Origin of the sequence: Pseudomonas sp. P9_35, assembly GCF_034008205.1 — a bacterium.
GTDB classification, from domain to species: domain Bacteria; phylum Pseudomonadota; class Gammaproteobacteria; order Pseudomonadales; family Pseudomonadaceae; genus Aquipseudomonas; species Aquipseudomonas kilonensis.
Genome location: NZ_CP125373.1, coordinates 42,251 through 61,997 on the forward strand (window position 1 = coordinate 42,251; position 19,747 = coordinate 61,997).

Consider the following 19,747-nt stretch of genomic DNA (forward strand, 5'->3'; position numbering starts at 1 on the left):
ATGACGGAGCTGTCGAAAGTGCCGGTCACGACACTCAAGGGTGTCGGTGAAGCCATGGCCGAAAAACTGGCCAAGGTCGGCCTGGAAAACCTCCAGGACGTGCTGTTCCACCTGCCCCTGCGTTACCAGGACCGCACCCGCGTGGTGCCCATCGGCCATTTGCGCCCGGGCCAGGATGCGGTGATCGAAGGCACCGTCAGCGGCGCCGACGTGGTCATGGGTCGTCGGCGCAGCCTGGTGGTGCGCCTGCAGGACGGCACCGGCGGGCTCAGCCTGCGCTTCTATCATTTCAGCAATGCACAAAAGGAAGGCCTCAAGCGGGGCACCCGCGTGCGCTGCTACGGCGAGGCACGGCCCGGTGCGTCGGGGCTGGAGATCTATCACCCGGAATACCGCAGCATTACCGGTGACGAACCGCCGCCCGTGGATGAAACCCTGACCCCGGTCTATCCGCTCACCGAAGGCCTGACCCAACAACGTCTGCGCCAGCTCTGCCAACAAACCCTGACCCTGCTCGGCCCCAGCAGCCTGCCCGACTGGCTGCCCACGGAACTGGCCCGGGATTACCACCTGGCGCCCCTGGCCGACGCGATCCGCTACCTGCACCATCCGCCCGCCGATGCCGACGTCGACGAACTCGCCCTCGGCCATCACTGGGCCCAGCATCGCCTGGCGTTCGAAGAACTGCTGACCCATCAACTGTCGCAGCAACGCCTGCGCGAAAGCCTGCGTTCCCTGCGCGCCCCGGCCATGCCCAAGGCCAGGGATCTGCCCGCCCGCTACCTGGCCAACCTCGGTTTCGCCCCCACGGGCGCCCAGCAACGGGTCGGCAACGAAATTGCCTACGACCTGAGCCAGCCGGAGCCGATGCTGCGGCTGATCCAGGGTGATGTCGGCGCCGGCAAGACCGTGGTCGCCGCCCTTGCGGCGCTGCAAGCCTTGGAGGCCGGTTATCAGGTGGCGCTGATGGCGCCCACCGAGATCCTCGCCGAACAACATTTCATCACCTTCCAGCGCTGGCTCGAACCGTTGGGCATCGAAGTCGCCTGGCTGGCCGGCAAGCTCAAGGGCAAGAACCGCGTCGCCGCCCTGGCACAGATCGCCGAAGGCGCACCGATGGTGGTCGGCACCCATGCGCTGTTCCAGGACGAAGTGCAGTTCAAGAACCTGGCCCTGGTGATCATCGACGAACAGCACCGCTTCGGCGTGCAACAGCGCCTGGCCCTGCGGCAGAAAGGCGTGGGTGGGCGGATGTGCCCTCATCAATTGATCATGACCGCGACGCCAATCCCGCGGACCCTGGCGATGAGCGCCTACGCCGACCTCGACACCTCGATCCTCGACGAACTGCCGCCCGGCCGCACACCAGTCAATACCGTGCTGGTCACCGACACCCGACGAGTGGAGGTGATCGAGCGCGTGCGTAGCGCCTGCGCCGAAGGGCGGCAGGCTTATTGGGTGTGCACGCTGATCGAAGAGTCGGAAGAACTGACCTGCCAGGCGGCCGAAACCACCTATGAAGACCTCACCGCCGCCCTCGGCGAGTTGAAGGTCGGGCTGATCCACGGCCGCATGAAGCCCGCCGAGAAAGCCGCCGTCATGGCTGAGTTCAAGGCCGGCGCCCTGCAACTGCTGGTCGCAACCACGGTGATCGAGGTGGGCGTCGACGTGCCCAATGCCAGCCTGATGATCATCGAGAACCCCGAGCGCCTGGGCCTGGCGCAGCTGCACCAACTGCGCGGCCGGGTGGGCCGGGGCAGCGCCGCCAGCCATTGCGTCCTGCTCTATCACCCGCCGTTGTCGCAGATCGGCCGCCAGCGGCTGGGGATCATGCGCGAAACCAACGACGGTTTCGTCATTGCCGAAAAAGACCTCGAATTGCGCGGCCCCGGTGAAATGCTCGGCACACGCCAGACCGGTCTGCTTCAATTCAAGGTAGCCGACCTGATGCGCGACGCCGATCTGCTCCCCGCCGTACGCGACGCCGCCCAGGCCCTGCTGGAACGCTGGCCCGACCACGTCAGCCCGCTGCTGGATCGCTGGCTGCGTCATGGGCAGCAATACGGCCAAGTGTGAGCACGCGCTCAGTTTTCAAGACCCGCGTGCCGGACAAGCTGGTTATACTGACCAACTTGTATGAAAACGGATACAGACCATGACAGAAGCTGCCCTCGTCCCCGAAGCCCCGCACGCTCCGTCTGTTATTCGGCTGTTGCTCGAGAAATTGGGCATCGGCTATGACGAAGTACTCGAACGCCCCGGCCTGAACCCAGCCCGCAAAGTACAGGCGGTGTTGCTGCACGATGCCGTTGGCGCGCTGATGGTGCTGTTTCCGCAAAGTCAGCTGCTGGACCTCAACCGCCTGGCCGAACTCACCGGACGCAAGCTCACGGCGGTGCCGACCGAACGCCTGGAGCGCATGCTCGGCAAACATAGCCTGAGCCTGCTGCCCGGCCTGCCGGCGCTGACCAGCTCACCGTGCCTGTACGAAGAAAGCCTGCTGCGCGAACCGAAGTTGCTGATCAACTCCGGTGAGCCGGGGCTGTTGCTGGAAGTCACCAGCGAAGCATTCAAGACCATGCTCACCAAGGCCAGCGCCGCGACGTTCGGCGAAGCCGTGAGCAACATCACCCCCAACCTGGACCGCCCGCACGACGACCGCAAGGAAATCACCCAGGCTGTACAGGCGTTCACCGCCCGGCGTATCCAGCAACGGCTGGAAGAAACCATCGAGATCCCGCCGCTGGCCGAAACCGCGCAGAAAATCATCAAGCTGCGGGTCGACCCCGACGCGACCATCGATGACATCACCGGCGTGGTGGAAACCGACCCGGCCCTGGCCGCGCAAGTGGTGAGCTGGGCCGCCTCGCCCTACTACGCATCACCCGGCAAGATTCGTTCGGTGGAAGATGCCATCGTGCGGGTGCTGGGCTTCGACTTGGTGATCAACCTGGCGCTGGGCCTGGCCCTGGGCAAGACCCTGAGCCTGCCCAAGGACCATCCGCAACACACCACGCCGTACTGGCACCAGTCGATCTACACCGCCGCCGTCATCGAAGGCCTGACCCGCGCCATGCCGCGCGCCCAGCGTCCCGAAGGCGGCCTGACCTACCTGTCCGGCCTGCTGCACAACTTCGGTTATCTGCTGCTGGCCCACGTGTTCCCGCCGCACTTCTCGCTGATCTGCCGGCACCTGGAGGTCAACCCGCACCTGTGCCACAGCTACGTGGAACAGCACCTGCTGGGCATCAGTCGCGAACAGATCGGCGCCTGGCTGATGCGCTACTGGGACATGCCCGACGAACTGGCCACCGCCCTGCGTTTCCAGCACGACCCGCACTACGACGGCGAATACGCCGCCTACCCGAACCTGGTATGCCTGGCCGTACGCCTGCTGCGCTCGCGAGGAATCGGCTCCGGCCCGGACGAGGAAATTCCCGATGCATTGCTCGAGCGCGTAGGCCTGTCTCGGGACAAGGTCAACGATGTAGTCAGCAAAGTGCTGGAAGCGGAAGTGCTGCTGCGGGAACTGGCTTCGCAGTTCAGCCATTGATTGCTGACGCAGGCAGCTGAGCTTTTGTGGCGAGGGAGCTTGCTCCCGCTCGGCTGCGCAGCAGACGCAAAACCTGCCGACGCGATCCGCCTGGAGGACCGCGTCAATCCATTTGGGGCCGCTTCGCAGCCCAGCGGGAGCAAGCTCCCTCGCCACAGGGGAATCACTAGGCTTTAGGCTTCCTCGGCTTCAAATACTTGGTCAGCCCCTGGAACCAGATCACCAGTGCCGGGTTGCCCTTGATCTGGATCGACTTGTCCTGAATCCCCGTCATGAACGCCAGCTGCTTGTTCTTCGCCTGCATCGTGGCGAAGCCATAGGCGGCGTCCTTGAAGGCGATGGCGAACGCAGGCTCCGGGTAAGTGCCGGACTGGCTAGTGATCCGCTGGTTTTTCACCGTGAAATGCCGGGCGACCTTGCCGTCCAGGGTTTGCAGCTGAAACACCAATTCCTTGTCGCCCAACTGCTGCTGGAACGCCGGATTGGTCCGACTGGCCTTGCCCATCAACAACCCCAGCATCCACAGCAGAAAACGAAATTTCATGGGCACAGCCTCGTGATGAAAGATGATTGGCTGGCAGTTTAGCGATTCTTCGGCGTAACGCCATCATCGGATCGCTTTAGCGGAAGATAAGCTTGTTTTCGCGAAAGATGACTGCCAAGTCACAAAACTCAAAAACAAAAGATCGCAGCCTTCGGCAGCTCCTACATCGATTTCCGTAGGAGCTGCCGAAGGCTGCGATCTTTTGATCTTTTTGCTCTCCTGTTCCTCGGACATTTCCTTCAACACGCCGGGCTGTTCATGAACTAGGCGCGGTGGGCGTGGGCCGCTAACCTCTGTTCGTCACCAAAAAACGGTGACACGGACGTGCAAGTCCGACCTGGAGCACAATTGGTTATAGCTATTGGACGAGCATTTTTTTATGCTCGCGCCCCGTTATGGCAACTGTGCGTGGGAGACCTTCGGGTCTGCCGGATACTCCGGGCCGGTCTTGCACACTTACGCACAGTTGCCACCCTTTTCGAATGCAAGCGAGAGGATGTCAGCCCCAATACCGGAAAAATAATATGTTCAAGGTCACTCCCAATCCGCCGTAAAACGGCCACAAATCCCGCGTCCAAGCGCAGGAAGAAAAAAAGCTCGATGACGCCGCCACCCGCGCCCTCGACTACTACCTCAACCCAAAGCCCGCCTCACCGCCAGAACCCGACAGCACCAAACTGTTCATCGTCGCCCCCCACATCGACACCGAAACCCTGCTGGCCAACGCCTCCGAAGACCTGCTCTCCATCAGCACCATCGCCGCCGACCTGGCTGACGACGTGGATGACTCGCGCCGCTGTGTCGCCCTGGCGATCAGTCGCATGGCCGATGGGGTGCAGTTGTTGGTTGAGCGGGCGTTGGATCATCTGGAAACCAAGGAGGCGGTGGCGCCCGGCGCCAAGGTATAGAGCTTTGCATTGATGCAGGCTGAACCGGCGCCATCGCGAGCAAGCTCGCTCCCACAGTTGAATTGGGGTAAACCGGAGAACCAGGTCGGCTGTCAGGCCGCCTCGCGAGCAAGCTTTGCTCCCACAGGTCCTGCTCAAACAGATCTGACGGGGGTACGACCGGGAGAGATAGGTCGGCTGTCAGGCCGCCTCGCGAGCAAGTTTTACTCCCACAAGTCCTGCTCAAACAGATCTGACGGATGTACGACCGAGAGAGCCAGGTCGGCTGTCAGGCCGCCTCGCGAGCAAGCTTTACTCCCACAAGTCCAGCTCAAACAGAGCTGATGGGTGTACGACCGGGAGAGCCAGGTCGGCTGTTAGGCCGCCTCGGCGTGGACGTTGATCTCGGCGCCCCGTTAACCACGCTGGCCGAACGCAGGCATTGTGGAGTGGGCATCCCGGCATGGATGCCGGAATAGCCGCGCTGGGCCATGGATGGCCCCTTCGCGGCGGGCCCACGGAGCAATGCCGGAGTGAGGGCATGCCGAGCCTAAGCGAGGCACCAAGTGGTGGGGCATAAAGCGCTTTGGTTACTTTCGCGCTTTTCGAAAGTGACCCGCTGTAAGAGCGGAACCCTAAGTAGCCGTTACCGCAACAACGGATATGCCCCCAAAAACAACAGTGGGAGCGAGCTTGCTCGCGATGGCGCCGGTTCAGTCGACATTAATGCCAACTGAACCGACGCTATCGCGAGCAGGCTCGCTCCCACAAGGTTTTGGGTTTTGGCTGCTGATCAATGACCAGCAACCATCACTCAATCAAACATTCGGGCAAGGAACCGGTGCCCAGTCGCCCAGGTCCGGGTTTTTGCACATGCTGTTGACCTGAGTGGTACCCGCGCTGGCAACCTGCTTGCTTTCATCCTGCTTGGCCTTGGCGGTCTGCAGGGTTTTCTCGGTGGTCACCGCTTCTTTCGGCACGGTTGGCAGTTCTTTCTTCTTCGCCGGCGTCACTTTCTTCTTGGTCTTGGTGGTGGTCTGAGCCACGACCGGTGTGGTATCGGCAGTGGCCACGGTCACCACGTCAGTACGCTGCACACCCACTTGCTGCAGATCTTTCTCGTAAGCCTGGGTGTAGTTGTTCAGGTCTTCGGACGCTTTACCGTTGACCGCGACGATCAGGTCGTTCGACTCTTTCAGGCCGGCGACGATTTCTGCCAGGCGCTTGCGGCCTTCAGTGTCGTTGACAGTCTTGGCCTTGCGGTCGGCAACCAGTTTGCTGAACGCGTTCTGGTAGCACTGCTGCGACGTCTTGGCGTAGGCCGTGCTGCGGTCGATGTCGGTGACGCTTTTGTTGACGTCGGCGGCGTAGGACGCGATGCGCTGGTTGTCATCGGCGATCTGCTTCTGGCGCTCGGTGTAGTAACCGGCTGCACCACCGGCCAGGGCGCCGCCCGCGGCACCAATGGCGGCGTTGCGGCCACGGTCTTCCTTATCGGCGGTCAGGACGCCCAGCAGTGCACCGCCGACGGCGCCGACGGCCGCGCCGGTGACTACCGACTTGGTCATGTTGCCTTCGGTGGAGCGCAAGTGCTGCACCGGCTCGTAGCAGTTCGGGTAGTACTCGACTTTGGTGCTCGAGGCGACCTTGGAGGTCGGCGACGTGGCGCAGCCGGTCAGCACGGTGCTGAAGCCGACAGCGACCATCAGCAAGTGACGCTTGGAACCCGAAGCAAAAGGTTTACGGGAGAAAAGCATAGTTGTGTTCTCGTTTTAAGTTTTGACCAGCTCAGCGCAGCCCTATCGCCGCCTGAGTCCCTTCCAAGCTCGCTGACAGCGAACGCTCAAGACCGCTGAGCGTTCGATGCGAGCAATTCCTTCAATATCGCCGCCGGGTCGGCTCGTTTTTGCTGACGATAATCCCCGACATGACGAACGAATAACGTTGCGCGCGCCACCAGGCTCTTGCCCAATACCGGCTTGCGCTCCAACTCTTCCTTGATGCGTTGAAACTGCGCCTGGATCACGGCATCGGTGTAGCGCGTGCCGGTCGCCAGGTTGTCGATATAAATCGCCACCGCGCCATCGAGCGCGCTGCGACCGTTATCGATGGCCGTGGCGAACAGCGTGGCGCTGGCCTCATCCTTGGCGTCCAGGGCGGCTTGCCGACTGTTCTGCAGATTGGTCAGGCGAATGTTGTAGTTGTTGACGGTCTCGGCCACCAAGGCCGACGACTGAATCAGGTTGCCCGCCGCTTCTTCACGCTGCTGGGCGATGAGCGAGACGTTGCGCTTGAGCTCTTCGTTGACCAGGCCCAGTTCGGCTTGCAGGCGCGGGTCGACGCTGGCGGCGATGATGCTGTCCAGGCGCTTGGTCGGGTCATCGGCATCATCGATGGCGTCGGTCAGCGACGCGAGCCGACCTTCTTTCTGCCATTGGACAAACAATTCCTTGTAGCGCGAACGCGGCGCCGACAACGCACCGACGGCCACGCGAAAGCCGGTGGTTTCGTTGCTTTGCTCGGTGCCGTCGGCGGCGAACAACGGGTATTCGCGGCGCATGCCGGTGAACAGCGTGCCCTCGCCTTCCAGGTAGTTGCCGCCCTTGACCACGAAGCCGCCATAGGCGCCCTGACGGCGACCGGCGTGCACCAATTGGAAGGATTCCTGGACCATCTCGGCGGCGTTGCCGACCACGTCGAACAGGCCAATCGGGTTCGGCAACTTGGTGCCAATGGGCATCAGCCGCGCCGCCTGGCCTGTGCCACCGGCGACCTGGTTGAACACCGCCCAATCGGCCAGCGGCCCGTCGCTTTCACTGCCTTCCAGGCGCCGCGGAAACAGGCGCCCTTCCAGGTCCTGGCGACTCACGGCCTGCCCGCCACGGGCGGCGAATTCCCACTCGACTTCCGTCGGCAAGCGCACAAAACCCAGCCCGCCGTCTTCGGCGGAAGTCCCGCGACCGCTCACCGGCAGCAGGTCCTTGTGGTATTTCATCAGCCAGGCGCTGTACACCGCCGAGAAGCGCTCGGCCTCGAACCTCGACAGTTTCACCTTGGGCAACCGCCCCGCCACGCCTTGGGGCAAATCGGCTTGCAAGGTTTCGCAGGCCGGCGCCGCTTCGCCGCTGGCCAGCGATTGCGCCTGGGCCATGACCTGGGCGTATTGCCGGGCCGTGACCTCGTACTTGCCGATGAAGTACAGCATCGGCTTGAGCGGCGTCTTGGCGTCGGTCTTGGGCATCAACGGCGTGATGGTCTTGTTCCAATCCCCGGGCAGATCCTTGAGGGTGAACTGGCCGTTGATGAAGTCGCGCCGGTAGCCGGAAATGAACGACTGTTGATAGCCCGCCTCGTCTTCGCTGAACGGGTAACCGAGGCTGATCTCGCGGTCGTCCAGGGTGCCCTGGGCGAGGATGTAGACGTAGCGAAACACCATCTGGCCTTCGCACGGCAGCGGCAGGCTGACGTCGTCGGGCAACGGCTTGGGGTTGTCCAGCTTGTCCGTGCCTTCATCAGCCCAGACCAAACCGGCGAGGCTCAGCGCCACGGCGGCGCCCAATAACTTATACATCGCGAATTCCTTCACACGCCTGGATGCGCGCCACCCGCCAGCCACCACACGCCGCCGCGACGGCGCTGACGCCGAGCACGGCCACCAGGGCCAAGGTGTAGTGACGCACCAGCAGATGGCTGGCGTACTCGCCGGGCATCTGCGCAAATAAATAATTCAGGCCCGACTGCGCCAGGCCATACAGGCCGGCACTGAGCAGGGCCGCAAGTGTGGCGCTGTAGAGCGCCTGCAACACCACGAACAACAACAGCGCCGCGGTGGAAACCCCCAGCAGGCGCAACACCGACAGCTCCCGGCGCTTACGCTCGACTGCTGCCAGGGCACCAGCAAAGATCGCCGCGAACGCCCCGGCCAAGGCCAACCCGGCGATGATCCAGAACACGATCGACAGATTGCGGCTCAGCGATTGCACTTGTGCGATGGTCTGGGCCTGGGTCGATACCAACAGGTTTTGCCCAGCGAAATACTGGCGCAGCGGCTCGACATCGCCGAGGCTGCGGGCATACAAACGAAACGCCGGGTAGACCCGTTGCCCGGCCACGCCCACCGCATCGCCCGGCCAGCCGAACGCGGGCACGGCACGGCCATCGCGGTAATCCTCCGCCGCCTCCAGCAACGCCAGCGGGGCAAACAGGCCGTCGCGGGCGAAGGCTTCCAATGGCAACACGTGCAGCACCTGCACGCGCGTGCGCTGCGCCTCGCTGCGACCGGCCACCTGCCGACCGAAACTGGCCTGCAACCAATCGCCGGCCCTGGCGCCGAGCTTTTCAGCGGCGGTCTGGCTGAGCACCACTTGATCCAGGCCTTGCGGCACCGGCAAATGATCGAACAAGGGATCGCTGGCCGCGGTGGGAATCATCTCGACCGTGACGACCGACGCATCGCCGCTCAAATCCGCCGTGGCGGCGATCTGCCGGGTGCGCGGCAAAGCAAAGGCCACGTCGCTGCGCTGGCTCAATTGTTCGACGAACTCGGCACTGAAGCGCCCGCCGCCCAAGGGGATGATTTCCCGGGTGGCCGGGTCGTTCTGCAAGCGTTCGGTGAGGCTGCTGACCAGGCCGAACTTCAGGCCGAACAGCACCAGCAACGGCGCCACCACGGCCACCAGCGCCAACACCGAGCAAGCCGACAGCCAGGCATCGTTGCGGTAATCCTGCCAGGCCAGGGAAGCCACCAGTGCGCCGCGCATCAGCAAGCCTCCCCGAGGGTGGCGGTGACACCGCCGTCGACATCGCGACGGCAACTGATGCGCCGCACCTGCAAGCCGCTGGCGCGGGCCAGCGCCTCGTCGTGGGTCGCGACCACACAGCACACGCCGTGCTCACGCGCCTGGGCCACCAGCAACTGCATGACGCGCTCGGCGTTCAGCGGGTCGAGGGCGGCGGTCGGTTCATCGGCCAGCAGCAAACGCGGCCCATGGGCCAACGCCCGGGCACAGCTGACCCGCTGACGTTGGCCGACAGACAAGTCCGCCGGTTTCTTGTCCAGTTGATCGGCAATGTCCAACTGCCCAGCCAGGCGCGTCACGCTTGCGTCATCCTTCAAGCCCAGCAATTTGCGCGACAACGCGATGTTGCCGCGCACGTCCAGGAAGGCCAATAGGCCGCCGGTTTGCAGAACATAACCCAGGTAACGACTGCGCAGCTCGGCCAAGGTGCCCTGTTGCGACGCACGCCACAATTTGGCGATGTCCAGCGGCGTGTTGGCCGGCGTGAAGTCGAACTGCCCGGCCTGATCCGGCGCCAGCACCAGCGCCAGCAGGTCCAGCAAGGTGCTCTTGCCGCAGCCGCTGGGGCCGACCACCGCCAGTTGTTCACCGCCGCGCAAATGCAGGCGTGGAATCACCAGGCTGTAGCGCTGGCTGCCGGCGCCCCGGCTTTTATGCACGGCGTTCAGGGTCAGCATCACGGCAGCGTCGACAATGGAACGCGGTACAAGGCGTCACCCGGCTCGGCATCGCCGAAGCGCACCCAGTTGGCGAGGTCGTTGTGGAAGGTTTCGTAGAGACGGATTTTCGAATCCAGCTCGTCGATGAAGTCTTCCTGCTCGGCCACGCTCAAGGACAGCCACAGATCCTGGGTCATGTTCAGCGACTTGCTGCGGTACGGCAGCCCTTCGAGGTACTCGCCGAGAATCCCGCCGTCGGCCAGGTTGCCGCCCTTGCGCAGGGCCGACGGGTCGCGGCTCATGTAGGCACTGGCGCTGGCGATTTCCTGGAAGAAGTCCTTGGGCGAACTCTGGGTCTTGCGGGCCGCGTCGACGATCAGCTTCAGCGATTGTTGCAGGTCGTTGAGTTGCAGCTTGGTCAGCATCACGCAGACCTGGAACGCCGGCAGTGCCGGGTTGGTTAGGTCGCGGTCGGCGGTCCAGGCGCTGACCAGTTGCGGCGCCTGGCTGGCGGATTTACGCCCCAAAAAGTCCATGTGCATCGCGTAGCCGACCGCGGCCGACTTGTCGGCCAGGCTCGGCGCGGCGCTCAACAGCGGCACGCTTTGCGCCTTGTTGCTGCGCACCTGATGCACCAGGTCGGCGAACACCGAACCGATCTCGTCGACGCGCTCACCAAACTTGCGCACGTCGGCGCCCGGCACCGGAATGTACAGGTCGCCGATCTGCGGGTTGGCGTCGGCGGTCAGGGTGCGGTACTGGCTCTGGGCGCCGGCGTGGGTTTTCTTGCCGGCGTCGCTGAGCAGGTGCAAGGCGTAGATCTTGATCTGCTTGCCCAGTGCGGCCTGGCGCACTTCGGCCTCGTTCATTTGCGTGGCGGCAAATGGATCGTTCTTGCGCAGGGCCCCAGCGTCGGTGACCAACAGGATCAAACGCCCGCCGTAACCGGACCAGTCCATGCCTTCGACGGCTTCCATGACCCCGGCAAACGCATCTTCGTTGAACGAATGGCTCGACACCGTCGATGCCTTGACCTGCCGCGCCAGCTCCATGAAGCGTTGCGGGTCGCGGCCCTGCTCCAGGGTGATCAAGGTCTTGGCGACGTATTCCAGGCCCGGGGTTTTCTTGATGCTGCTGCGGAAACCCACCATGCCGAAGCTGACGCTGTCCAACTCGCCGCGCTCGGCGATGCGGGTTTGCAGTTCGTGGACCACGTCGCGGACCTGGTCGATGTAGGGCTGCATCGACACGGTAGTGTCCACCACCAGCACCACAGCCGTGCGGAACGCATCGGCGTTGGCGGTGGTGATCGGTGTGTTGCTCGACGCCTTGGGGGTGTTACCCGGGTCGATGGACGCCACGTTCAGCAACTGCACCGGCTGGCCGTTTTCATCCAGGCTTTCGCGGGAATCGAAGATCGGCAACAGGTAGAACTGGCTCTGCGGCACCGCGCTGGCGGCCGGCTCCAGGGCCAGCACTTGCTGGTCCTCCTGCGGGCTCTGCTGGGCCTTGAGCAACACGTTCTTGGCGGCCGAAGGGTTAGCCAAGAGCTTTTCCACTTCACCGGCCTGACGCAGGAACATCACCGGCGCACGGCCGGAACGTTCGGTGAACTTGAGCACCAGGCTTTGCTTCCAGTCGCTGACCTGGGCGGCGGGCAACCAGCCGTCGCTGCGCCCGTCAGTGGCCGCACCGACCCGCACCCACGAACCGCCGTCGACGTCCTTGCGCTGATACACGTACAGCACGGAAAACGCCGGCAGTGCCTTGCCCGGTGCGGCGCCCGGCGCATCGGCGAGCTTCGCCCCCGGTTTGCTGAGCACGCGCTGGAACAGGGTTTTCTTGCCGGCCATCAACAGCGGACGCTGGCCGCCGTCGGCTTCGGTCGCCACGGGCGGCTGAGCCGGCGGGGCAACGGGCGGCTTGACCGCTGGCACTTCGGGGGTCTTCGGCGGCTTCACTTCCGGTGGCTTGACCGAAGTGGTCGTGGCCACTGGCGTCTTCACGTCTTTGCCGTCATCACCGGACAACCACCAATAACCCGCGCCACCCAACGCCAGCGCCACGGCGACCGCAACGGCAGCCAGGGCGAACACCGGCCCCTTGCGTTGCTCCGACACCGAGGATTGAACCGTCGGTTTTATCGGCGGCGGCACTGGCTTGGGCTGCGATTGTGGCGGCGGTGGTGAGTAAGCCGGGCCGCTGGGGATGTCGATGGACATGGGCGTCAAACCCGCCAAGTCATCCACCGGTTTCGGCGTCTGCGGCAGTTGCAACGACAACGGCCGGATCAACGTCGCTTCCGCCGACTCCTCAGGCAGGTTATCCAACGCCCGCAGCAACGCCGCCGCGTCCGGGAAACGCTCCGCCGGATCCTTCGCCAGCAGCTTGCGCAACACGTCCTGGTAACGACCGTGGTGCACCGGCAATTCCGGCAACGGTTCGGTCAGGTGCGCCAGGGCCGTGGACAGTGCGTCGTTGCCGGTATACGGCAGTTTGCCGACAAGGATTTCGTAGAGCACCACGCCCAGGGCGTACAGGTCGGCGCGGCCGTCGATGTCTTGGCCACGGGCCTGTTCCGGGCTCATGTAGCTGGGCGTGCCGACGGCAAAGCCGGCCTGGGTGAACTGGGTGCGGTCGTCCAGGGACTTGGCGATGCCGAAGTCCGAAAGCACCGCCGTGCCATCGGCGCGGAACAGGATGTTGGCCGGCTTGACGTCACGGTGGACCAGGCCCAGCCCGTGGGCATAACCCAGGGCCGAGGCGATCTGGCGGATGTAGGTCAGGCCCTGCTCCGGCGTCAGGCCCGCGGCAATGCGTTCCTTGAGCGTGCCGTTGGGCAGGTACTCCATCGCCATGTAATACAGCTCACCGACGTTGCCGATGTCATGGATGGTGACGGTGTGCGGGTGCGACAGACGCGCCAGGGTCTTGCCTTCGCGCAGGAAACGCTCGCAGAAGGTCGGGTCGGCGGCCAGGGCTGCGGCCATCACTTTCAACGCGACCTTGCGTTCCAGCGAACGCTGGGTCGCCAGGTACACGCTGGCCATCGCGCCTTCGCCGATCGGCCCTTCGATGTCGTAGCCGGGGATGACAATGTTCAGGGTCAAGCTCATGACGGCACCTTCACGACCACCACGGTGATGTTGTCCGGCGCGCCGCGCATCAGGCCCAGGGACACCAGGCTGCTGGCGATTTCGCCGGGCTCGTCGTGGCTCAGCACTTCGCGGATTTCATCGTCCTCGACGGTCTTGGTCAGCCCGTCGCTGCACAACAGATAACTGTCGCCGGGCACCAGCAGCAGCTCGGTCAGCGCCAGGTTCAGTTGCCCCTCGACGCCAATGGCCCGGGTGACAATGTTGGCCCGTGGATGCACCCGCGCCTCGGCTTCGCTGAGCAGGCCGCTGTCCTGCAGATCCTGGACGTAGCTGTGGTCCCGGGAGATGCCTTCGAGCACGCCGTCGCGCAAGCGGTACAAACGACTGTCACCGGCCCACAGGCACATGCCGCGCAGGTCGCGGGCGACCAACACCACCACGGTGCTGCCCATCATCGTCACGCCACGGTTGGCGGTTTCCTCGCGCACGGCGGCGTTGACCCGCAGCAGGTCGCTTTGCAGCGCCGCGACGTATTCGTCCAGCGAACGCCCCACGGCAATGCCGCGCAGGCTGTCGACGATCAGGCTGCTGACGTAGTCGCCCGCCGCGTGCCCGCCCATGCCGTCGGCCACCACCCAGAGGCCGTTTTCCGGCAGGTCCAGGCAGGCGTCTTCGTTGACCTGGCGGACCATCCCGACATGGCTCTTGCTTGCAGACTTGATTGCTTTTCCGGCACTTGGACGCATCTACACAACACCTTCTTGGCCGAGCAAAAATTGCGCAAAATCAGCCGCCGCCGGCAATCCCTGGCAGCGCATCAAACCCGGGGCAATGCGTTCCGATCCCTGGCCCCACCACAGGCTTGCGCCTTCGCAGGCCGCCTCGGCGAGGGCGCTCATGCGCCGCTGCGGGTCGGTGGCATCGAAGCGATGCAGGCTGGCAAAGCGGCTGCTCGGCGTGCGCGGCAGGTACATCGGGCTGCCCAGGGTCTCCAGCTGTTCGTTGAACGCCTCGAAACTGGCCTCCACACTCAGTGTGCTCAGCAACAGGTTCTCGACTCGCTCAAACCACTCGTCCGCACCGCCCACCACCGACGCCGGGTCCGCGTCGGGCTCCAGCAACATCGCGACAGTCAGCGGGAAATAACGGCCGACCCGATCAATGCTCGGCATCACCACCCCGACCGCGGCGTCCGGGCCACAAACGCCCGGCGCGACCATGAAGCGCCATAGCGGGCTGACCAGATAGGCATCCAGCCAGCGCTCGCCGAGGCTGGTCTGGCTGGCGAGCAAACCCGCCGCCAACCACGAATCCCACGGGCCGATAAAACTCTGGGGCAAGCCACGGCTGACGAAATCGCCGCGGCTGGCCAACTTTCCATAGAAGCCCGGTGTACTCATAGCCGCTCCGGCAGGCTGAAGCCGCTGAGCACCCGGCTCTTGAATGGGTTGAAGGCGCTGTTGGCCCGCAGCTCATAAGAGGCGCTGGCGCCATCGACCCGCAGCCGCAGGTTGAAGCGATCCGGCGAGTTGCCGGCGGTCAGGTCCGATTGTTCCAGCAGCCGGAACCAGGCCCACGGCCCGTCCAGGGTGATGCCGGAGCGACCGCTGGACGACGGCGGCATGATCGAGATCCGCACCACGCCGATGCTGCCCGGGTTCGGCCACTGCATGGCGGTCGGGCGGCTTGGGCCGTGGTCGTAGCTCAACTGTTGGCCGTCGAGGTCGAGCAGGAACTGGGTGATGGTCGAGTCCATCGCCACCGGTTTGAGCTCGAAACGCACCATCGGCTGCGTGCCACCGGAACGGAAGAACGCATCGCGGATGGTCGCCGCGCGCTGGAAGGTCTGCAGCACGCCAGGGGCGATGCCGAGCTTCTGCGCCGCACCCGGCTGCCAGCGCCAGGTCGGGGTCGAGGTGTCGACGTAGGGTTGCAGGTACTTGCGGAAGTAGTTGTCCATCACTCCGCCGACGCCGAAGAACTGGCCGAAGTCATCCAGGGTCGCGTCCCGCGCACTGCCTGGCGACATCGGATAGCGTCCGGCCAGGGACTGGCGATAGATGTTCACCACTTCGCTGGTCCAGGCGGCGTTCAGTTGGTTGCGCACCCCGCCCATCATGCTGTTGGTGGTGGAGTTGACCACCGACTTGACCAGGCCCTGCACCAGCGGCGGCTGGCGTTCGGCGTTGAGGCTGACGCGCGTAGCGGCGGCCGTGGCCTGGTTCTTGGCTTCGCCGAGCAAGGCGTCGCCGCTGGCACCGACCATGGCGCTGACCTGCACGTACAAAGCGTTCATGTCCGCCAGCAAGCCATCGATGGCCGCCGGCTCGCCTTCGCTTTTGCTGACGATGCTGTTGAGCTCGGCGAAGTGCGCGGTGATCGGGTCATCGCTTTGCGCCGGTGCGTTTTGCGTCGCCTGCTCCTGGCCGAGCAAGCTGCCCAGGCGTTCCTTGAGCTTGTCCACACCACCTTCCACTGGCGCACCTTGGGCGGCCAGCAGGCGTTCATCCTGTTGCAGGTCGGTTTCCTTCGCCACCGCCACCAGCAGTTTTTTCAACGGCGAGGTCGGCCCGGAAATCACCCGCAGTACATCGGCGGCCTGGGCCACGCTGGTGATCGGCACAAAGTCGATGTCGGCCAGCAAGGCGTCCCATTGGCGCAGGTAGTCCTGGAAGTACAGGCGACGCACATCGGCGGCCAGGCTGGCGACGTTCTGCTGATCGGCCTGCTCAGAGCCCAGCACCCATTGCTCTTCGGCCAGGGTGCCGGTCTGGCTCAGGCTGGTGAGCAAGAAGCCCTGGCGATAGCCCTTGACGGTGAAGAACCCGCTCAGCGGCTCGCCCAATGGCTTGCCGCTCTTGCGGCTGAACACCAGCGCCGCGTCACGCCCGGCGGCTTCGTTGATACGGAAGTCCGGGATGCCTTCGGGCAGCTTCTGGCGCTTGATCCGGTCATAGACCCGCTGGGCCACCGGCAATTGCTGCAACTGGCGGCGCAGGTCTTCGACCAGGCGTGGGTCGAGGCGCGCGAGGGGCGGACGCCGTTCGAACAGCGCCTGCAAATGCGCGGTCAGGGCCTGGCGCTGCTCGGCCGGCAAATCCCGCGGCAGGCTGCGGTCCCAATCCAGGGCGATCCAGGCCTTGATGAAGTCGGCATCGTAATGCTCGGTGTCGGCGAGCATCAGGTAGGCCTTCAGGCCTTCGTAGAGGAAATCCGAATTGCCGCCGCTGTGCAGTTGCTCTTCGATGCGCGTCAGCAAGCGTGGCGCGAACACCGCGATCAGCAGCTTGCGATAGACGCTGCCAGACTCGGCTTCGAGCATGTCGCCCTGGTACAGGCCCAGGCCTTCGGCCCAGCTCGGTGCGTCACCAGCCAGGTGTTTCACGGCGTTGAGCAACGGCAACACGGCGAGGACGTCGCGTTGCGCCGGGCTGAGGTTCTGCACGGTTTGCCCCAACGGCGCGACCTTCTGGTCGACCTGGGCGATGTAGGCCTGGTTGGCGCGGTAGCTGACCCACCACAATGTGCTGACCACCAACACCAGCACCACGGTGGAGGCCAATACGCCGCGGGCGATCCACTTGCGCCGCCGCTCGACTTTCGGATCGACGCCCACCAGCCCGCGCTCGGCGAAGGCCACGGCGGTGAAGAGTTTTTCGATGAAGTAGCTGCGCCCGGTGCCGGTCTGGCGCGCCAGGTGCTGACGGTCCAGGTTCATGCTCTGGGCCATGGAGCCGATCAGGCGATCGATCGGGCTGCCTTCCTGGGTGCCGCTGGTGAAATACACGCCGCGCAGCAACACGCGCTCTTCGAAGGCGTTGGGTTTGAACACGCCTTCGAGGAAGCTTTGCAGGCAATCTTTCAAGGCGCCGAACTGCTGCGGGAAGCCGTAGATCAGATCGCGCCGCGCCGGGTCGCGCTCTTGTTGCAGGCGCTCCACCAAGCGGTCGTTGAGGCGCTGCTCAAGGCCGGTGAATTCGCTTTGCAGGTGCGCCAGCGGGCTGTCGCTGCTCTTGCCATCGTCCAGGGCAAAGGTCATGCCCCAGACCTGGGCGCGTTCTTCCTTGCTCAGGGTATCGAAATACTCCATGAACCCCGGCACGAGGTCGAGCTTGGTCAGCATCAGGTAGATCGGGAAGCGCACACCCAGTTGGGTGTAGAGCTCCTGGATCCGCAACCGGATGGCGGCGGCGTGGGCGGCGCGCTCGGCGTCGCTGCCCAGCAGCAGGTCGGACAAGCTGATGGCGATGAACGCCCCGTCAATCGGGCGCCGGGCCCGTTGTTTTTTCAACAGGCCCAGGAAGCCCAGCCAGGCGGCCTTGTCGATGGTCGCGTCGCTGTCCTGGGTGGTGTAGCGGCCGGCGGTGTCGAGCAGGACAGCCTGGTCGGTGAACCACCAATCGCAATTGCGTGTACCGCCGACACCGCGTACCGCACCGGCGCCCAGTTGCGCGGCCAGCGGGAAATGCAGCCCGGAGTTGACCAGCGCGGTGGTCTTGCCCGAACCCGGTGGGCCGATGATCACGTACCACGGCAGCTCGTAGAGGTTGCGGCGCTCGTCACCGCCCAGCTTGGCTTTCTTGAGCAGGGCCAAGGCTTCGTCCATGCGCTGGCGCAAGGTTTCGAGCTCTTCGGCGGTGGCGATGCTGGTCGGGTCCGGTGGGGTTTGCGCGGCCAGGCTGCGCATCACTTCGGCGGCCTGACGGCGCGCCTGGATGATGCGGAACACCCGGTAGGCGATCCATACCGCGAACACCAGGATGATCAAGGCCCAGCGGCGGCCTTCGGGCACCAGCCAATCGAGCAGCGGGCCCACGAACCAGATGATCAGGCTCAGGGCGATCAGCCCCAGCAATGGAATGACCCAGCGGGTCATGAAACTGAAAAACGCCTTCACTCGACCCCCTCCGCCAATACTGTGATTTCAACCCGACGATTGCGCGCACGCCCCTCTGTGGTGGCGTTGGATGCCAACGGCTCGGTGTCGCTGCGGCCTTCGGCGCTGAAGCGCTCGGGCTGGCCAGTCTTGGCCGAGAGAATTTGCAGCACCGATTGCGCCCGCGCTTCGGACAACGCCCAGTTGGACGGGAACCGGAGAGTAGCGATCGGGCGATTGTCGCTGTGCCCGGTGACCAGGACCTGGCCCTTGACCTTGCGCACCGCCTCGGCGATGCGCAGCATCAGCGGCTGGAAATCGTCCTTGATGCTGGCGCTGCCCGAGGCGAACAGTTCGTCGCCACGGATGGTCACCACCGAGCGGTCGACGGCGTCTTCCACGGCAATCCGGTTGGCGCGGATTTCATCGGCGAGGAAGCCGGCCAGGCGTGGGCGCTCGATCACTTTCGGCTGCACCACAGGGCGGTCGATGGTCTGCACCGGGATTTCACCGAGGAAATGAATGTTCTTGAACACCGGCTCGGCATCGGACGCCAGTTTCATGCGCAGGCCGAACAGCAGCGCCAGCAACAGGGCTGCACCGATGGCCACGGCGATCCATGGCGGCATGAATTGCGCCAGCCGATCACGGGCCACAGTGACACCGCGCCAGTGCGGCGACAGCTCGCGCTCGTAGTCGCCACGGGCACTGCGGATGACGGCGGCGGTGCGCTCACGCAACGCTTCCAGTTGGCTGCGACCGTCGTTCATCACCCGGTAGCGCCCTTCGAAACCCAGGCACATGCACAGATACAAAAGCTCCAGCAGGTACAGGCGCTCGCGCGGGCTTTGCAGGCAATGCTCCAGCAACTGGAAGACCTTCTCGCCGCCCCAGGCTTCGTTATGCACGGTGATCAACAGGCTTTGCTTGCCCCAATCGCTGGTGCCGCCCCACGGTGTGCTCAATACCGCTTCGTCCAGCGCGGTGCACAAGGCGTAGCGGGCCAGCAACACATCGTTGCGCACCACGCCGGCGGCCTCGGCGCGCTCTTCGAACTGGCGCAGGTAGGCCAGCAGTTGTGCGCGCAGACTGGCCGGCGCCGGGTGGGCAATGGTGTTGCGCAGGCGCGTCAGCAGCGCCAGCAGCGGGCCGGCGGCGCTTTCCAGCGGGTTGAGGCCCTCGGCCTTGCCGGTCAGCACCGGCGCGGCCGGCATCGCCAACGGTGCAGGCGCAGGCGTCGGCTGTGGCCGACCAGCGTCCGGGCGGAAGGGATCTCCACCACGGCCACCGGGCGTCGGCATGAACTGGGTACGATCGTCGTTACTCATCGC

Annotated in this window: 12 protein-coding genes and 1 pseudogene; 3 read left to right on the forward strand and 10 right to left on the reverse strand. The window is 64.5% G+C overall.

Translation table 11 applies throughout. The features are described from left to right. Entirely contained in the window at positions 1 to 2,076 is a 2,076-nt protein-coding gene (gene recG, locus QMK47_RS00220) for an ATP-dependent DNA helicase RecG (RefSeq protein ID WP_253470414.1), read from the forward strand. A 79-nt stretch (positions 2,077 to 2,155) separates the two neighbouring features. Next, positions 2,156 to 3,553, forward strand: coding sequence for an aminoacyl-tRNA deacylase and HDOD domain-containing protein (locus QMK47_RS00225; protein WP_253470415.1), 1,398 nt, complete (start codon positions 2,156 to 2,158; stop codon positions 3,551 to 3,553). A 166-nt stretch (positions 3,554 to 3,719) separates the two neighbouring features. Here the strand turns inward: QMK47_RS00225 and QMK47_RS00230 are convergent, their stop codons facing one another. Further along, complete coding sequence (locus tag QMK47_RS00230) at positions 3,720 to 4,097, reverse strand: helicase (RefSeq protein WP_214510123.1); 378 nt, start codon at positions 4,095 to 4,097, stop codon at positions 3,720 to 3,722. A 524-nt stretch (positions 4,098 to 4,621) separates the two neighbouring features. On the opposite strand from QMK47_RS00230, the pseudogene QMK47_RS00235 reads away from it, so the two are divergent. Next, a pseudogene (locus QMK47_RS00235) lies at positions 4,622 to 5,005 on the forward strand (DUF6124 family protein). A 797-nt stretch (positions 5,006 to 5,802) separates the two neighbouring features. On the opposite strand, the gene tagQ reads toward QMK47_RS00235, so the two are convergent. The 9 genes from tagQ to QMK47_RS00280 all read right to left on the reverse strand — a co-directional run bounded on the left by tagQ (position 5,803) and on the right by QMK47_RS00280 (position 19,744). After that, positions 5,803 to 6,741, reverse strand: a complete 939-nt coding sequence (gene tagQ, locus QMK47_RS00240; protein WP_253470416.1) for a type VI secretion system-associated lipoprotein TagQ — start codon at positions 6,739 to 6,741, stop codon at positions 5,803 to 5,805. 86 nt (positions 6,742 to 6,827) lie between these two features. Continuing rightward, a complete protein-coding gene (locus QMK47_RS00245; RefSeq protein WP_253470417.1) occupies positions 6,828 to 8,555 on the reverse strand; it encodes a formylglycine-generating enzyme family protein in 1,728 nt (575 codons plus the stop codon). Continuing rightward, positions 8,548 to 9,744, reverse strand: coding sequence for an ABC transporter permease (locus tag QMK47_RS00250; RefSeq protein ID WP_253470419.1), 1,197 nt, complete (start codon positions 9,742 to 9,744; stop codon positions 8,548 to 8,550). Before QMK47_RS00250 ends, QMK47_RS00245 begins: the two co-directional genes overlap by 8 nt. Further along, positions 9,744 to 10,460, reverse strand: a complete 717-nt coding sequence (locus QMK47_RS00255; RefSeq protein ID WP_258691280.1) for an ABC transporter ATP-binding protein — start codon at positions 10,458 to 10,460, stop codon at positions 9,744 to 9,746. The genes QMK47_RS00250 and QMK47_RS00255 overlap by 1 nt, the downstream gene beginning before the upstream one ends. Further along, on the reverse strand, positions 10,460 to 13,558 hold the full coding sequence (locus QMK47_RS00260; protein WP_320389625.1) for a serine/threonine-protein kinase: 3,099 nt from the start codon (positions 13,556 to 13,558) through the stop codon (positions 10,460 to 10,462). The genes QMK47_RS00255 and QMK47_RS00260 overlap by 1 nt, the downstream gene beginning before the upstream one ends. Further along, positions 13,555 to 14,286 (reverse strand): PP2C family protein-serine/threonine phosphatase, encoded by a 732-nt coding sequence (locus tag QMK47_RS00265; RefSeq protein WP_053190086.1) that lies wholly within the window; start codon positions 14,284 to 14,286, stop codon positions 13,555 to 13,557. Before QMK47_RS00265 ends, QMK47_RS00260 begins: the two co-directional genes overlap by 4 nt. Next, complete coding sequence (tagF, locus tag QMK47_RS00270) at positions 14,287 to 14,940, reverse strand: type VI secretion system-associated protein TagF (protein ID WP_003206910.1); 654 nt, start codon at positions 14,938 to 14,940, stop codon at positions 14,287 to 14,289. Further along, entirely contained in the window at positions 14,937 to 18,437 is a 3,501-nt protein-coding gene (gene tssM, locus QMK47_RS00275; protein WP_258689921.1) for a type VI secretion system membrane subunit TssM, read from the reverse strand. The genes tagF and tssM overlap by 4 nt, the downstream gene beginning before the upstream one ends. Next, a complete protein-coding gene (locus QMK47_RS00280; protein ID WP_253470425.1) occupies positions 18,434 to 19,744 on the reverse strand; it encodes a DotU family type VI secretion system protein in 1,311 nt (436 codons plus the stop codon). The genes tssM and QMK47_RS00280 overlap by 4 nt, the downstream gene beginning before the upstream one ends. Positions 19,745 to 19,747: the final 3 nt, after the last annotated feature.

Bases quoted from the DNA above. Each gene is read 5' to 3' on its own strand.
- recG (WP_253470414.1), top strand. From the start codon at position 1: ATGACGGAGCTGTCGAAAGTGCCGGTCACGACACTCAAGGGTGTCGGT.
- QMK47_RS00225 (WP_253470415.1), top strand. From the start codon at position 2,156: ATGACAGAAGCTGCCCTCGTCCCCGAAGCCCCGCACGCTCCGTCTGTT.
- QMK47_RS00230 (WP_214510123.1), bottom strand. From the start codon at position 4,097: ATGAAATTTCGTTTTCTGCTGTGGATGCTGGGGTTGTTGATGGGCAAG.
- tagQ (WP_253470416.1), bottom strand. From the start codon at position 6,741: ATGCTTTTCTCCCGTAAACCTTTTGCTTCGGGTTCCAAGCGTCACTTG.
- QMK47_RS00245 (WP_253470417.1), bottom strand. From the start codon at position 8,555: ATGTATAAGTTATTGGGCGCCGCCGTGGCGCTGAGCCTCGCCGGTTTG.
- QMK47_RS00250 (WP_253470419.1), bottom strand. From the start codon at position 9,744: ATGCGCGGCGCACTGGTGGCTTCCCTGGCCTGGCAGGATTACCGCAAC.
- QMK47_RS00255 (WP_258691280.1), bottom strand. From the start codon at position 10,460: ATGCTGACCCTGAACGCCGTGCATAAAAGCCGGGGCGCCGGCAGCCAG.
- QMK47_RS00260 (WP_320389625.1), bottom strand. From the start codon at position 13,558: ATGAGCTTGACCCTGAACATTGTCATCCCCGGCTACGACATCGAAGGG.
- QMK47_RS00265 (WP_053190086.1), bottom strand. From the start codon at position 14,286: ATGCGTCCAAGTGCCGGAAAAGCAATCAAGTCTGCAAGCAAGAGCCAT.
- tagF (WP_003206910.1), bottom strand. From the start codon at position 14,940: ATGAGTACACCGGGCTTCTATGGAAAGTTGGCCAGCCGCGGCGATTTC.
- QMK47_RS00280 (WP_253470425.1), bottom strand. From the start codon at position 19,744: ATGAGTAACGACGATCGTACCCAGTTCATGCCGACGCCCGGTGGCCGT.